Origin of the sequence: uncultured Mucilaginibacter sp. (assembly GCF_903893715.1) — a bacterium.
Lineage (GTDB): Bacteria > Bacteroidota > Bacteroidia > Sphingobacteriales > Sphingobacteriaceae > Mucilaginibacter.
Window position 1 is genome coordinate 1 of the sequence record NZ_CAITNG010000148.1, and the last position, 13,819, is coordinate 13,819.

The following is a 13,819-nucleotide window of genomic DNA, read 5'->3' on the forward strand; positions in this document are numbered from 1 at the left end:
AAAATTAACCAACACCAAAACACGTTGCACGTCTGTATAACGCAGGTATGCGTAAACACGCTCATCAAAGCCACGGCTATGCTGGTTGGCCAGCATCAACTCGTAAAAATTTCCGTGCGTAAATGCTTCATTTTGACCGGCGACATTTAATAAAGTGCTGTAAAACCGACGCAATTGCTTTTGCTCATCCGACAACCCTCCTCCATCAAATTTGTGGCCGTTTACCCATTTTTGCAACTCAGGCATGCCCCAGTAGTCAAAAATAGTGGCACGACCGTCGTTGCCGCTAAATCCTTCGGGGCCAACGGCTGGCTCGCCAACTTCCTGACCGCTATATATCATCACTGGGCCGGTGGACAAAGTTGCTGTCACAATCATGCCCGGCACTGCCAGCCAGGGGCTACCTGCGAAATCGGGCGCGGCAATGCGCACCTCATCGTGGTTTTCCATAAAGCGCAGCATATGCTCGGGAAAGTCCTTGCTTTCGTAGAAAACCACTTTATTAATATCCCAAATGGTAGCGTTCCATTCATTGCGGGTAAGTCGCCTGATGCCGTCGTACAGGCCTTCTTTGTCATACAAATAATCAAAGTGGCCGGTAAAAATATATTTGCCGTATATCCGCGGATCGTATGCTTCGCCGATGAATATCAGTTGGGGATGTGCTTCTTTTAGTTTGGGGATAAGCCAGCCCCAAAATTCAGCCGGCACTATTTCCACCATATCGCAACGGAAACCATCGACACCTTTCTCAGTCCAGAAATGTAAAATATCATACATTTTTTGCCATACGGGTGGTATCGGGTCAAAGTGGCACTCCCGGTTGTTCAAATAATCAACGCCGTAGTTCAACTTCAATGTCTCGAACCAGTCGTTTATAGCTGGCGTGGCGCTAAACACATCATTACCGATTGCCTTGGCGGGATTTTCATCAAACTTTCCGTCCTTCAACGGACTTGTAAACCCTTCGCCACCAGGGTTATATCCTTGCGGAACCACAAATGCTTGACCAGGTGTATAGTAAAAATCGTTCCTCGGGCTAAAAGCTTGTGTAGTATCGTCGTCAGCACCAAAATCGCGCACGCCTTTAGGCTTTGCATCCGAATTATAGGTACGCGCCACATGGTTGGGCACAAAATCGATGAGTACTTTGAGGCCGTTGGTGTGGGTACGTTTCACCAATGCTTCAAACTCCTTCATGCGTTTTTTTACATCAACGGCCAGGTCGGGGTCAATATCGTAATAGTCTTTAATGGCATAAGGTGAGCCTGCACGGCCCTTTACCACATCCGGGTCATCGGGTTTGATACCGAATTGGGAATAGTCCGTCATGGTAGCATGCTCAACTATGCCGGTATACCAGATGTGCGTAAAACCCATGGCTTTCAATTCCTGAAGGGCCTTATCGTTGATATCGTTCAGCTTGCCAACACCGTTCTCGTCTATCGAACCATAAAACTTATTGGTGGTATTGGTGTTGCCAAATAAACGCGGGAACATTTGGTAGATGATGTGTTTATGATTGGTGGATGAATCCATTATATTTCGTAGTAATTGTATTTCTTTTTGCTGATGTCCTCAAAATAGTAAAGCCGATTATCTTCTATTTTATTCATAAAAATCAAATCTTTACTTTCTCCAAGTAATTCGAAATCAAGATTTTGAATATTTATTTTGGCTAATTTAAATCCCCAACCTCCAATAAATTTGTTTATCCTAATTAAAGCAGGGACATATAAATATTCATTCTGATATAAAGAAGGGCCACCAAAAGAATACCCGCTTATTTGCTTACCATCAATAAGTAGAGAACCTACAACCGGACCTCCTTGTGAAATTTCACGAAGATTTTGATAAGCACCTTTTACAACTCCAATTTTGAAATTAGCATCAAAGTCGATCGGTGTATCCCATTTGTTCATCATTTATCTATTCTATTTACAACTCGTTCAACATCCCCACCGTCATCTTATCCAAACCACTTACCACCAGATCAGCTTTACCCAACAATTCCGGCGAGCCTATACCTACTGACTTCATCCCTCCCGCAATAGCGGCCTCGATACCGGCAACAGCATCTTCAAACACCACGCATTCGTTGGGTTGTACCCCCAATTCTTCGGCGCCTTTTAAAAACACTTCGGGGTCGGGTTTGGCTTTGCTTACCTTATTTCCGTCGATCACCGCGTCGAAATGGGCAACCAAACCGGTTCTTTCCAGTATCAGCGGGGAGTTCTTACTGGCCGAGCCTAAAGCTATCTTTAAACCCGCCGCGCGGCAGGCTTCCAAAAACTCTTTAGCACCGGGTAATATCTCGGCTGGCGTCATCTTGCTAATCATCTCCACATACCAGGTGTTTTTCAATGTGGCCAGTTCTTCCTGTTCGGCTTCCGTTTTGTTAACACCGCCCCAACCCAAAATAAGCTGCAGCGAGCGCACCCGGCTAACACCTTTCAGTTGTTCGTTCTGATGCTCGGTAAAATCGAAACCGAGGCTGTTGGCCAACTGTTTCCAGGCTTTATAGTGGTAAACGGCGGTATCTACTATTACCCCGTCGAGGTCGAAAAGGCAGGCTTTTATAGTACTCATGTGCGTTGTGTATTGATGCAGCTAAAGTAAAATATTTAGTTTAGGGCACATAGTAAAAACCTCGTTTTTATGTTTAACTCACGTGTAACCTAAGCATTACAACAATTGTTCATTTTTTCGGATTAGTTTTTCCTAACTTAGTTTAATCAAATTTTCCCGCATGAAATTGTTCAAAGCCCTGTTTACCGTTTTTTTAACAATTGCTTTAATATGGGCCCTGCAAACAAAATTTGGCGATCTACCACCGCTCGGCAAGTTTTTAAACCCGGCAACAGGTTTCTGGCAAAATGCCGAAAGCAGGAACATCACACCAAAACTCACCGAAAAAATTACCGGCCTTAACGGCGGCATCACGATACGGTATGACGAGTATATGATACCCCATATCTTCGCTCAAAACGACCACGACCTGTACTTTGCCCAGGGCTATGTTACCGCTAAAGACAGGCTTTGGCAAATGGATATCCAAACCCGGTCGGCAGCGGGGCGCTTATCCGAAATAGTTGGGCCAAAAGCGCTCGACCTTGACCGTTACCACCGCCGCATGGGCATGGTTTATGGTGCCGAGCAAACCATGCTGATGAGCATGAAAGACCCCAAAGTAAAAGAAATGCTGGAGGCTTACAGCGACGGCGTTAACGCGTACATCCACAGCCTACCACCAAAATATTATCCTATTGAATTTAAACTGTTGGACTATGCGCCCGAGGATTTTAAACCCATCAATTGTGCGTTGATATTGAAGCTCATGTCGGAAGTATTGGCCACCAATTCCGATGATTTTGCGATGACGAATACCTTAAAGCTATTCGGACCAAAAGTAACCGCCGAGCTTTTTCCCGATTACCCTTTTAAAGAAGACCCTATCATCCCGGCAGGTACAAAATGGGATTTTAAACCGCTCAAAATACCTGCGCCATCAAAAGGTTTTATCGATGATATGACCGATACCATCAAAACCAAACACGGCCCGGAGGGTATTGGCAGTAACAACTGGGTAATAGGTGGTAGCAAAACCGCCAACGGCTACCCTATTTTAGCCAACGACCCGCACCTGGAATTAACTTACCCATCCATCTGGTACCAAATGCAGATGAGTGCCCCGGGCGTAAATGTTTATGGCGTAACCATACCCGGGGCACCGACAATCGTCATCGGTTATAACCAAAAGATAGGCTGGGGCGTAACCAATGTGGATGCCGACGTGCTGGACTGGTACCAGATACGCTTTAAAGACCTCACCAAAAACGAATATTGGTACAATAATAAATGGGTACCCACAAAACGCCGTATCGAGGTAATAAAGATTCGCGGCCAGGCGGATATGATCGACAGTGTAATCTATACGCACGTTGGCCCGGTGGTTTATGCCAACAGCAACGTAAAACCTAAAATGAGCAGGGCGGCTTTTGTGCCAACCGGGCATGCCCTGCGCTGGATAGCGCACGACCCTTCTATCGAGTTCAAAACACTGTACATTTTAAACCGGGGCAAAAATTACGACGATTACCGCAAAGCCCTTACTTACTGGACCGCCCCCGCCCAAAACTTTATTTTTGCCAGTGTTGATAAGGATATCGCCATTACGCCAAACGGTAAATTCCCGTTAAAATATAAAGACCAGGGCAAATTTTTGTTAGATGGCAGCGACCCCGCCGATAACTGGCAAGGCTGGATACCACCCGAACAAAACCCAACGGTTAAAAATCCGGCGCAGGGCTTTTTAAGCTCGGCCAACCAATCGTCGACTGATACCACTTACCCGTATTATATCAACTGGCGCTTTGAACCTTACACCCGTGCCAAACGCATAAACGACCGCTTGCGCGCCATGCACAATGCCACTGTAGACAGCATACGGATATTGCAAAGCGATAACTACAGTATTATGGCGCAGGATATATTGCCTACCATGCTGGGCGATATCGATCAAAGCAAACTGACCGCAAAGCAAAAGCAATTTTACGGCATCATCAAAACCTGGGATAAGCATTTTGATGCCAAGTCGGTAGGCGCTACTTTTTTTAACGCTTGGTGGGCCAACCTATACAATGCCATCTGGGCCGACGACTTTACCGTGAAAAACTACCTTGGCATACAATTGAAATGGCCGAGTAAAGACCGTACCATTCAATTGTTGACCACCCAAAAAACATCACACTGGTACCGCGATACCAGTAACCAGTTAAATACCCGCCAAAACCTGGTGAACAAAACCTTTAATGCCACGATTGACAGCCTGACCAAAAAATATGGAGGACTCAGCGCAGCCTGGCAATGGGGAACGGTGAAAGGCTCAAGGATTTCGCACTTAGGCAAGGTAGACGGTTTGGGTTCTGGCATATTCTCATCGGGTGGTACATCCGGCGTAATCAACGCCCTGAGCGATACGCATGGCCCATCATGGCGCATGGTGGTGCAGTTCGGGCCGACGGTGGAAGGATATGGCATCTTCCCCGGCGGCGAATCGGGTAACCCGGGCAGTTATTTTTATGATAACTTTTTCAACACCTGGAAAAACGGACAGTTAAAAAAACTACTGTTTTTAAGCAGCAGTAACGACGGTGAACAACATATTAAATCGACTATTACCTTATCTAACAAATAAACATGCTGTTTTTTATCATTTTTATATTAAGCCTGTTAGCCAGTTTTGTTTTGCCCTGGTGGACTATTGCTATCATCTCGTTTTTAATGGCCTTATTTATCGCCAAAACATCGAGGCATGCGTTTTGGTCGGGCTTTGTGGCCATTTTTATCGTGTGGATAGTGGTAGCCCTGTTTAAAAGCGTACCGAACGACCACATCCTTGCCAAACGTGTAGCGGCTGTTTTCCACTTGCCTCATTGGATCCTATTGCTGTTGGTTACCGCGTTAATCGGCGGTTTGGTGGCGGGCATGTCGGCCTTGACGGGGTTTTATGTTAAAAAAGCTTTCAAAAAATAACTTCATAACTGTTTACCTTTGCGGGAATGAATTTACCAGGTAAACAGGATATATTTTCTATCGATAACGAACAGCAATTCAACACCATTGCGTTGCAGGTATTCAATCACCAGGCAATGAATTGCGTAGTTTACCGTGAATTTTTGCAAGGCTTAAAAACAGATATCAATGCTATAAAGCACCACAGCCAAATCCCTTTTTTGCCCATTGAATTTTTTAAAAGCCACGAGGTAATAAGTACTACCGAGCCCGTACAATTGACCTTTACCAGCAGCGGTACTACCGGCATGATTACCAGCAGGCATTTGATTAGTGATGTAAGTTGGTATGAAGAAAGTTTCCGAGAAGCTTTCCGAATGTTTTATGGCGATATCAAAAACTATACGGTTTTGGCCCTGCTCCCATCCTATTTGGAGCGCGAAGGCTCGTCGCTCATTTACATGGCGAAGGACCTTATCGAGCGATCTGGAGATGCAGATAGCGGCTTTTATTTATACAACCACGATGAACTTTTCCGCCAACTCATCAAACAAAAGCTTACCAAAAAGCCGACCCTGCTTATTGGCGTAACCTTTGCATTGCTGGATTTTGTGGAGCAATACCAATTTATTTTTCCTGAATTGATCGTGATAGAAACCGGCGGTATGAAAGGCCGCCGCAAAGAAATGATACGCGAGGAACTACATGAGACCCTCTGCAAGGGTTTTGGTGTTGCTGCCATACACTCCGAATATGGGATGACGGAAATGTTGTCGCAAGCCTACTCAAAAGGCAACGGTGTTTTTGAGTGTCCGCCATGGATGAAGATACTGGCGAGAGATACCAACGATCCCATGAGCCCCCTGCCATCCGGGCAAACCGGCGGCATCAACATCATCGACTTGGCCAATATTAACTCCTGCTCCTTCATAGCCACGCAGGATTTAGGCTGTGTACAACCCGATGGCTCATTCGAGGTTTTAGGCCGCTTTGATAATTCGGATATCAGGGGATGTAATTTGTTGGTGGGTTAATCACCATCCGTTTACCTGACCACCACCTGCACTTAATCGAAAACTCATTCGGCGATAATCAAAAAGTAGTTCTTCTTGCCTTTTTGTGCTTTAGCCAGCGATAGGCCTATCAGGATTAGATAATCCATGAGCAATAATCAAAAAATAATTCCGCCTACCTTTTTGTACAACAACCACGGCTTCGGTAGCCGAGCCACCAATGAAAATTAGATTGTTCTTTCCTATAATTTCAGTATCAGATTCAACTTTAATTCTATTAATTGAAACACCACCTCCCTGGATCATTTTTTTAGCTTCCCCTTTTGATGAGAATATAGTTGTATTTACAGCTAACAAATCCAATACATTCATTCCTTTCTCCAGATCATGTAAATTCACTGTATACTGTGGAATACCTTCAAATATGGACATTACCTCTGCGAATTTTAATTCCTTTAAAAATTCGACACCTGCGTTTCCAAACAAAAACTCGGATGATTTAATGGCTTTCTCATACTCTTCCTCTCCATGTACACGCACAGTAATATCCTTAGCCAAAGCTTTTTGCAACACACGCAAATGTGGGGCGGCATTGTGTTCGGTTTCTAATGCTTCAATTGTTTCCTTGTCAAACAGGGTAAATATGCGGATATATGTTTTCGCATCATCGTCGCTGGCGTTCATCCAAAACTGGTAAAACTTGAATGGCGATGTTTTAGCGGGGTCAAGCCAGATGTTGCCACCTTCCGATTTACCGAACTTACTGCCATCCGATTTTTTGATCAACTGCGTAGTCAAAGCATAAGCTTCGCCGGCGTCTTTGCGGCGTATCAGCTCGGTGCCGGTGACAATATTGCCCCATTGGTCGCTGCCGCCCATTTGTAAAACGCAGTTCTCGTGTTTCCAAAGGTAGTAAAAGTCGTAGCCCTGTACCAATTGGTAGCTAAACTCGGTGAAGCTCATTCCTGTATCACCGCTGATGCGGTTTTTTACCGAATCTTTTGCCATCATGTAATTAACGGTGATGTGTTTACCTACATCGCGTATAAAATCGAGGAAGGAGAAATCCTTGAACCAATCGTAATTGTTTACCATCTGGGCGCTGTTGGCACCGCAGTCAAAATTCAAAAACTTCTCCAGCTGACCTTTTATCCCATTAAGGTTATGCTGCAAAGCATCTTCGGACAATAAATTACGCTCGGCCGATTTTCCTGATGGGTCGCCAACCATGCCGGTAGCACCGCCAACCAAAGCATATGGCTTATGGCCTGCGCGTTGAAAGTGTATCAGCGTCATGATCTGGGCCAGGCTGCCTACATGCAAGGAATCAGCTGTAGGGTCGAAACCGATATAGCCTGATGCCATACCCTTGTTCAACAGATCTTCAGTTCCGGGCATAATATCATGCAACATTCCCCGCCAGCGTAACTCTTCAACAAAATTCATATTTCCGTATTTTACTAAGGCTGCAAATATAGAATATTCGTTCAAAAACAGCGGTTATAGGTTTTGATCATCTGTAATTCATAAAAACTTTGTATCTTACCAATACTCCAATTGGGAGCAAATACAGTTTATGAATTTTTTATCGCATTTTTATTTCGACAGGCATAACACTGATTCTTATCATGTTATGGGAACCGTATTGCCCGACTTGCTCAAAAATGCCGATAAAACCATTAACATACATCCCGAAAAATTTGAGCGCCACGAGCACCCTTTTGTCGATTCGATATTAGATGGCTGGAAAAGGCATTTGGAAGTGGACCGTTATTTTCACAATTCCGGTTTTTTTAAACATCACTCGCACGAGTTAAAAAAAGCTTTAAAACCGGCTACCGAAGGTTCGCCCGTAAAGCCTTTCTTTTTAGGGCATATTGCCCTGGAACTGCTTTTAGACAATTTGCTGATTACAACCGGCAAGGTCAACGTTGATACTTTTTACGACCATTTGCATAATACCAAGCAAGAGCACCTACATAGTTTTTTGATTTATAGTAAATTATCAAACCCCGATGTGTTTTTTAAATATTTAGATGATTTTAAAAAGCACCGTTACCTGAGTACTTATACCGATGCGGCACAGGTGGCCTACGCCTTAAAAAGGATATGCATGCGCGTATGGAAAGACCCTTTTACGCCCGAGCAGGAAGCCATGCTGACCGAAGCTGTATTGAACTATCGCCTGTTATTGCTTCCCGAGTTTATGACCGTTTTTGATGATATTGGGGCTCGGCTGGATTAATAAAGTAATAATTTTGGGTTAATTTAATTTAACGGCGACTGTGAACTGCACTACAGAACGCTGCTTTATTTAAAAAAACTCCTATAAATCAGCCAATAACATTCGATTTTATTTTTTTCTGTCAAAAATATATCCGTACCTTTGCAGTCCCAATTGAATTGGGAAAAGGAGACAAATTATTTAATGGCAAAAAAACAAGAAGCAGAAAAAGAACTAAAGGCTAAAGAAGCCGAGTTAGGCGCAATTAGCGCTTTACCTAAAGAGAAAGAAACAATCGAATCAGAAGCTGATTCATTGTCTATCGAACACATCAAGTCGACCGCAATCGCAGCAGTACAACCTGAGGCATTTGATTGGGACGCTGATGAGAAAAAATTTGGTAACTACAGCGACACCGACCGCGAAGCTTTAGAGAAAATGTACGATGGTACATTCAGCTCTATCACTAAAGGCGAGATCATTGAAGGTGTTGTAGTTAACATCAACAACAAAGATGTGGTATTGAACATCGGTTTTAAATCGGATGGTTTGGTATCGCTTTCTGAATTCCGCGATACACCCGACCTGAAGGTTGGCGACACCGTGGATGTGTTTGTTGAATCGCAGGAAGATGCTAACGGACAGTTGGTACTTTCGCGCAAACGTGCAAAAACCCAAAAATCATGGGAGCGCATTAACAGTGCTTTGGATAACGATGAGATCATCACCGGTTTTGTGAAGAGCAGAACTAAGGGTGGTTTAATTGTAGATATAATGGGCGTTGAAGCCTTTTTACCAGGTTCGCAGATCGACATTAAACCTATTAGGGATTATGACGTTTATGTGGGCAAAACAATGGAGTTCAAAGTTGTTAAGATCAACCACGAGTTTAAAAACGTAGTGGTATCGCACAAAGTGCTGATAGAGGACGATTTGGAAAACCAAAAAACCGAAATTGTGGCCAAACTTGAAAAAGGCCAGGTATTGGAAGGTACCGTTAAAAACATTACCGACTTTGGCGTATTTATCGACCTTGGTGGTGTTGACGGCTTACTACACATTACAGATATTAGCTGGGGCCGCATAGAGCACCCGAAAGAAGTATTGGCATTAGATCAAAAAATCAACGTTGTTGTGCTTGATTTTGATGACGAGAAAAAACGTATCGCTTTAGGCTTAAAACAATTGACACCTCACCCTTGGCAGTCGCTGGATGAAAACATCCAGATCGGCTCGAAAGTTAAAGGTCGCATTGTAACTGTAGCTGATTACGGCGCATTCCTGGAAATTATCCCAGGTGTTGAAGGTTTGATCCACGTGTCAGAAATGTCATGGTCTCAAAACCTGCGCAACCCACAAGAATTCCTGAAAGTTGGCGACGAAGTTGAAGCGCAAGTATTAACTTTAGACCGCGACGACCGTAAAATGAGCTTAGGTGTTAAACAATTAACTCCTGATCCATGGCAACAAGCTGCCGACAGGTATGCTGTTGGTACTACACACGTAGCTACCGTTAAAAACATGACAAACTTTGGTGTGTTTGTTGAACTGGAAGACGGTATTGATGGTTTGATCCACATCAGCGACTTATCATGGTCTAAAAAAGTTAACCACCCTAACGAGTTTACCAAGGTAGGCGAAAAATTAGACGTGGTTGTTTTAGAACTTGACGTTGAAAACCGCAAATTGAGCTTGGGCCACAAACAATTGGAAGAAAACCCTTGGGATACCTTTGAAACCATCTTCACTATCGACTCGATTCATGAAGGCACCGTGATCAAAGTAACCGACAAAGGTGCAATTGTTGCTTTACCTTATGGCGTTGAAGGCTTTGTGCCGACAAAACATATGGTTAAAGAAGATGGCAAGAGCTTAAAAGCCGAAGATACAGGCGAGTTCAAGATCATTGAATTTAACAAAGAAAACAAACGCATCGTTATATCGCATGCACGCATTTGGGAAGAAGCCCGCGCCGAAGCAAGGGTTCAGGAATTTGAAACCCGTAAAAAGGAAGCCAAAGTTTCGACCAATGCCGTGAAGAAAGTGAAAGATTCGGTTGAAAAATCAACTTTAGGTGATCTAAGCGTGTTGGCTCAGTTAAAAGAGCAAATGGAAGGTGCCGAAACAAAGGCAGCAACCAAAAAAGCAGCTGCTAAAAAAACAACTGAAGAAGAAGCAAATTAAGCTTTAAATAATTTTCTCTCTTATAAAGCCCCGTCGGTAACGATGGGGCTTTTTTTTGTTAGAACTTATTCATTATTGATAATTTATATATATTTATAAATAACTCTAAATTTTTAAAATCATTTCAAATGGATAGAAACGAAGAAAACGTGAGCAACGAGCTAACAAACGGGGTACCAATAATTGGTCAGGATATTGCTCAGCAGCCAAAAGACAATGAAAAATCAGAGAGAGCCTTTAAAATCTTCAATAGTGGTATAAAACGTGCTCAAAATCTACTTAGCATTAATATCGGCTCGAGTGATGAACAATTACCAATAGCGAATGACAAATTACTCGACTCATATAGAGCCGTGATTGTTCTATCAATTTCCGCATTAGATGCCTATATTAAGACATTTCTTATTGTTGAAATTAAACAAAGATTAGATGAGAAAAACTTATCCGCTGACTTGAAACAATACATTAAAGATGAACTTTTCACAAAAGATACTCTTCATCAACATGTGCTCGAAAGTAATTTTTATGAAAAAGTGATTGAGAAATTTGATGACGATTTTGAAAAAAAATCATTTCAGGGCCAAAAATCAATTGATAAATACATGAAATTAGCGGGTTTTAATTCCGTTTTTAAGATGATTTCGAGGAGCGCTGATAAGAGTGCTGATAATCTTTTAAGTGATGTAGAAAGATTCACCCAACGAAGACACTTAATCGTTCATTGTGGTGATCATGATCTTAACCAAACACAATTAACAGAAAATAGAATAACAATAGACGATGCCTCTAATTGTATAGAACTTGTAAGTTTGATTGCTCGCGAAATACATAAATTAAGCAAAGAAAAATGAGACAAATAATCATAACATTTGAATTTCAACCACAGAATGCATATCGAGCACTTACTTTTACAAATATGATAAGGAAGTACACACAATTCGCATTCTTAAATAGCACATCGTGTATTATTTGGACAAGCCAAACGGTAGTGATGGTTCGAGATAACTTACTCACTGGAATTGGAACAGGTGACAAAATATTTGTAAGCGAAATAGCAGCACCTGCGGCTTGGTCATTTAGCATTAACAAAGAAGTAGCAGAATATTTAATAAAAAACCTTAAATAGAAGATAAAATTTCCGATAGAAATTTCAAGCATTGTTCTAAGCTCATTAAAGTTTTTGCAAATATTTTCTAACTTTGCCCAAATCCACCCAACGATGCTTAACCCGGTATTGCTCGACGGTCAAAAATTCCAGATCACCATTCAGCGTTTATGCAGACAACTGATCGAAAATCATAACGATTTCTCTAATTCAGTTATCATCGGCATACAGCCCCGCGGTATTTATTTAGCCAAACGCATAGCCGAAGAACTACGTAAGATATTGCCCGGCAAAATCATACAACAAGGCGATTTGGACATTACCTTTTACAGGGACGATTTCCGTCGCCGCGAAAGCCCGCTGGTGCCAAACCAAACCCGCATAGATTTTATTGTGGAAGGCAAAAAAGTGATCCTGATGGATGATGTTTTGTGGACCGGGCGCACCATTCGCGCAGCCATGGATGCCATGATGGCCTTTGGCCGCCCCGAAAAAATGGAGTTGCTGGTACTGGTCGACAGGCACTATTCGCGCCATATCCCGGTTTCGGCCGATTATACCGGTATCGCGGTTGATTCTATCGCTTCGCAACGCGTGGTGGTAAGCTGGAAAGAAACGGATACGGAAGATAAGATCGTGTTATTGTCGGACTATAAGTAGTTCGGCAAAAGAATATCGAATAATGAATTTTGAATGTCGAATAACGAAGCAGAAAATAAAAAATATGATTTAGAAGATCGCTTGATAGATTTTGCCGTCGACATCTCTGAAATCATAGAAAAATTTCCGGAAACTCGGATTGGTAACTACCTTGCCGGTCAACTCGTTAGATCAGGCTGTTCGCCAGCCTTAAATTATGGAGAAGCACAATCTGCAGAATCACGGAACGACTTTATCCATAAAATGAAGATAATATTGAAAGAATTACGTGAGTCGATGGTTTCACTAAAAATTGCTGAAAGACGAAACCTAACCAGCGCCAGTGAGCTAATCAAATCAAAAGATGAGTGCAACCAGTTGATTTCAATTTTTGTAAAAAGTATTGAGACAGCGAAAAAGAACAATATTAAAGCATAGATAATGTAATAAATGAAACGATTTTTGATTCGATATTCATCATTCAATATTCAGTGTTCATTATTCAAAAAAATACGATAGGCTAAAAGGAAACATGGACACACTCAGTACACGCCATTTATTAGGGATCAAGGACCTCAACAAAAACGATATCGAACTGATATTCGAAACCGCTGATACTTTTAAAGATGTACTGAACCGACCGATTAAAAAAGTGCCTTCTTTACGGGATGTAACCATTGCCAACATTTTTTTCGAGAACTCTACCCGTACACGCCTCTCGTTCGAACTGGCAGAAAAACGCCTTTCGGCGGATGTAGTGAACTTCGCTGCGTCATCATCATCGGTTAGCAAGGGCGAAACACTGATAGATACGGTAAACAATATTCTGGCCATGAAGGTAGATATGGTGGTGATGCGTCATCCTTACGCGGGCGCCGGCATATTCCTGTCGAAACATGTTAAAGCCCAGATCGTTAACGCCGGAGATGGTGCGCACGAACACCCCACCCAGGCCCTGCTTGACGCCTTTTCCATCCGTGAAAAATATGGCGAAGTGGCCGGCAAAAAGATCGTCATCGTGGGCGATATCCTGCACTCGCGGGTAGCCTTATCCAATATCCTTTGCCTTAAACAGTTAGGTGCCGAGGTAATGGTTTGCGGACCGACGACGCTCATCCCAAAATATATCGGTTCGCTGGG

The 13,819-nt window shown here is 42.9% G+C and carries 14 protein-coding genes; 10 read left to right on the plus strand and 4 right to left on the minus strand.

The window, feature by feature from the left end; all coding sequences use genetic code 11:
• The 3 genes from QZX97_RS17775 to pgmB all read right to left on the minus strand — a co-directional run.
• Nucleotides 1-1,539: alpha-amylase family protein (locus QZX97_RS17775; protein WP_295664868.1), on the minus strand; the 1,539-nt coding region annotated here is incomplete at its 3' end.
• Entirely contained in the window at nt 1,539-1,925 is a 387-nt protein-coding gene (locus QZX97_RS17780) for a hypothetical protein (RefSeq protein WP_295648514.1), read from the minus strand. The genes QZX97_RS17780 and QZX97_RS17775, both read right to left, overlap by 1 nt.
• A gap of 13 nt (nt 1,926-1,938) precedes the next feature.
• Complete coding sequence (gene pgmB, locus QZX97_RS17785; RefSeq protein WP_295648511.1) at nt 1,939-2,589, minus strand: beta-phosphoglucomutase; 651 nt, start codon at nt 2,587-2,589, stop codon at nt 1,939-1,941.
• 160 nt (nt 2,590-2,749) lie between these two features.
• Between pgmB and QZX97_RS17790 the strand changes: the two genes are divergently transcribed.
• From QZX97_RS17790 to QZX97_RS17800, 3 genes are read left to right on the plus strand one after another with little or no spacing between them, the layout of a single operon-like run.
• Complete coding sequence (locus tag QZX97_RS17790; protein ID WP_295664870.1) at nt 2,750-5,197, plus strand: penicillin acylase family protein; 2,448 nt, start codon at nt 2,750-2,752, stop codon at nt 5,195-5,197.
• Nucleotides 5,198-5,199: 2 nt separating this feature from the next.
• Nucleotides 5,200-5,535 carry a hypothetical protein gene (locus QZX97_RS17795; protein WP_295651382.1) on the plus strand — a complete coding sequence of 112 codons (336 nt, stop codon included), beginning with the start codon at nt 5,200-5,202 and terminating at the stop codon, nt 5,533-5,535.
• Nucleotides 5,536-5,561: 26 nt separating this feature from the next.
• Complete coding sequence (locus tag QZX97_RS17800; protein ID WP_295651379.1) at nt 5,562-6,548, plus strand: acyl transferase; 987 nt, start codon at nt 5,562-5,564, stop codon at nt 6,546-6,548.
• 90 nt (nt 6,549-6,638) lie between these two features.
• Here the strand turns inward: QZX97_RS17800 and tyrS are convergent, their stop codons facing one another.
• A complete protein-coding gene (gene tyrS, locus QZX97_RS17805; protein ID WP_295651378.1) occupies nt 6,639-7,973 on the minus strand; it encodes a tyrosine--tRNA ligase in 1,335 nt (444 codons plus the stop codon).
• Nucleotides 7,974-8,160: 187 nt separating this feature from the next.
• Here tyrS and QZX97_RS17810 point away from each other — a divergent pair, with 187 nt between their 5' ends.
• From QZX97_RS17810 to QZX97_RS17840, 7 genes are all read left to right on the plus strand, one after another.
• Nucleotides 8,161-8,772: a hypothetical protein gene (locus tag QZX97_RS17810; protein ID WP_295664872.1), complete on the plus strand. Its 612-nt coding sequence runs from the start codon at nt 8,161-8,163 to the stop codon at nt 8,770-8,772.
• Nucleotides 8,773-8,955: 183 nt separating this feature from the next.
• Complete coding sequence (gene rpsA / locus QZX97_RS17815; RefSeq protein ID WP_295651373.1) at nt 8,956-10,935, plus strand: 30S ribosomal protein S1; 1,980 nt, start codon at nt 8,956-8,958, stop codon at nt 10,933-10,935.
• Between the two features lie 128 nt (nt 10,936-11,063).
• Nucleotides 11,064-11,786, plus strand: a complete 723-nt coding sequence (locus tag QZX97_RS17820) for a HEPN domain-containing protein (protein ID WP_295651372.1) — start codon at nt 11,064-11,066, stop codon at nt 11,784-11,786.
• Nucleotides 11,783-12,061: a hypothetical protein gene (locus QZX97_RS17825; RefSeq protein ID WP_295651370.1), complete on the plus strand. Its 279-nt coding sequence runs from the start codon at nt 11,783-11,785 to the stop codon at nt 12,059-12,061. The genes QZX97_RS17820 and QZX97_RS17825 overlap by 4 nt, the downstream gene beginning before the upstream one ends.
• A 93-nt stretch (nt 12,062-12,154) precedes the next feature.
• Complete coding sequence (gene pyrR, locus QZX97_RS17830) at nt 12,155-12,700, plus strand: bifunctional pyr operon transcriptional regulator/uracil phosphoribosyltransferase PyrR (protein ID WP_295651368.1); 546 nt, start codon at nt 12,155-12,157, stop codon at nt 12,698-12,700.
• Between the two features lie 33 nt (nt 12,701-12,733).
• Nucleotides 12,734-13,117 (plus strand): four helix bundle protein, encoded by a 384-nt coding sequence (locus QZX97_RS17835; RefSeq protein ID WP_295651365.1) that lies wholly within the window; start codon nt 12,734-12,736, stop codon nt 13,115-13,117.
• Nucleotides 13,118-13,211: 94 nt separating this feature from the next.
• Nucleotides 13,212-13,819, plus strand: a 608-nt coding sequence (locus QZX97_RS17840) for an aspartate carbamoyltransferase catalytic subunit (protein ID WP_295664875.1), incomplete at its 3' end; no start/stop codon positions are given.

Coding starts and splice junctions, on each gene's coding strand:
- QZX97_RS17780 (WP_295648514.1), bottom strand. CDS start 1,925: ATGATGAACAAATGGGATACACCGATCGACTTTGATGCTAATTTCAAA.
- pgmB (WP_295648511.1), bottom strand. CDS start 2,589: ATGAGTACTATAAAAGCCTGCCTTTTCGACCTCGACGGGGTAATAGTA.
- QZX97_RS17790 (WP_295664870.1), top strand. CDS start 2,750: ATGAAATTGTTCAAAGCCCTGTTTACCGTTTTTTTAACAATTGCTTTA.
- QZX97_RS17795 (WP_295651382.1), top strand. CDS start 5,200: ATGCTGTTTTTTATCATTTTTATATTAAGCCTGTTAGCCAGTTTTGTT.
- QZX97_RS17800 (WP_295651379.1), top strand. CDS start 5,562: ATGAATTTACCAGGTAAACAGGATATATTTTCTATCGATAACGAACAG.
- tyrS (WP_295651378.1), bottom strand. CDS start 7,973: ATGAATTTTGTTGAAGAGTTACGCTGGCGGGGAATGTTGCATGATATT.
- QZX97_RS17810 (WP_295664872.1), top strand. CDS start 8,161: ATGGGAACCGTATTGCCCGACTTGCTCAAAAATGCCGATAAAACCATT.
- rpsA (WP_295651373.1), top strand. CDS start 8,956: ATGGCAAAAAAACAAGAAGCAGAAAAAGAACTAAAGGCTAAAGAAGCC.
- QZX97_RS17820 (WP_295651372.1), top strand. CDS start 11,064: ATGGATAGAAACGAAGAAAACGTGAGCAACGAGCTAACAAACGGGGTA.
- QZX97_RS17825 (WP_295651370.1), top strand. CDS start 11,783: ATGAGACAAATAATCATAACATTTGAATTTCAACCACAGAATGCATAT.
- pyrR (WP_295651368.1), top strand. CDS start 12,155: ATGCTTAACCCGGTATTGCTCGACGGTCAAAAATTCCAGATCACCATT.
- QZX97_RS17835 (WP_295651365.1), top strand. CDS start 12,734: ATGTCGAATAACGAAGCAGAAAATAAAAAATATGATTTAGAAGATCGC.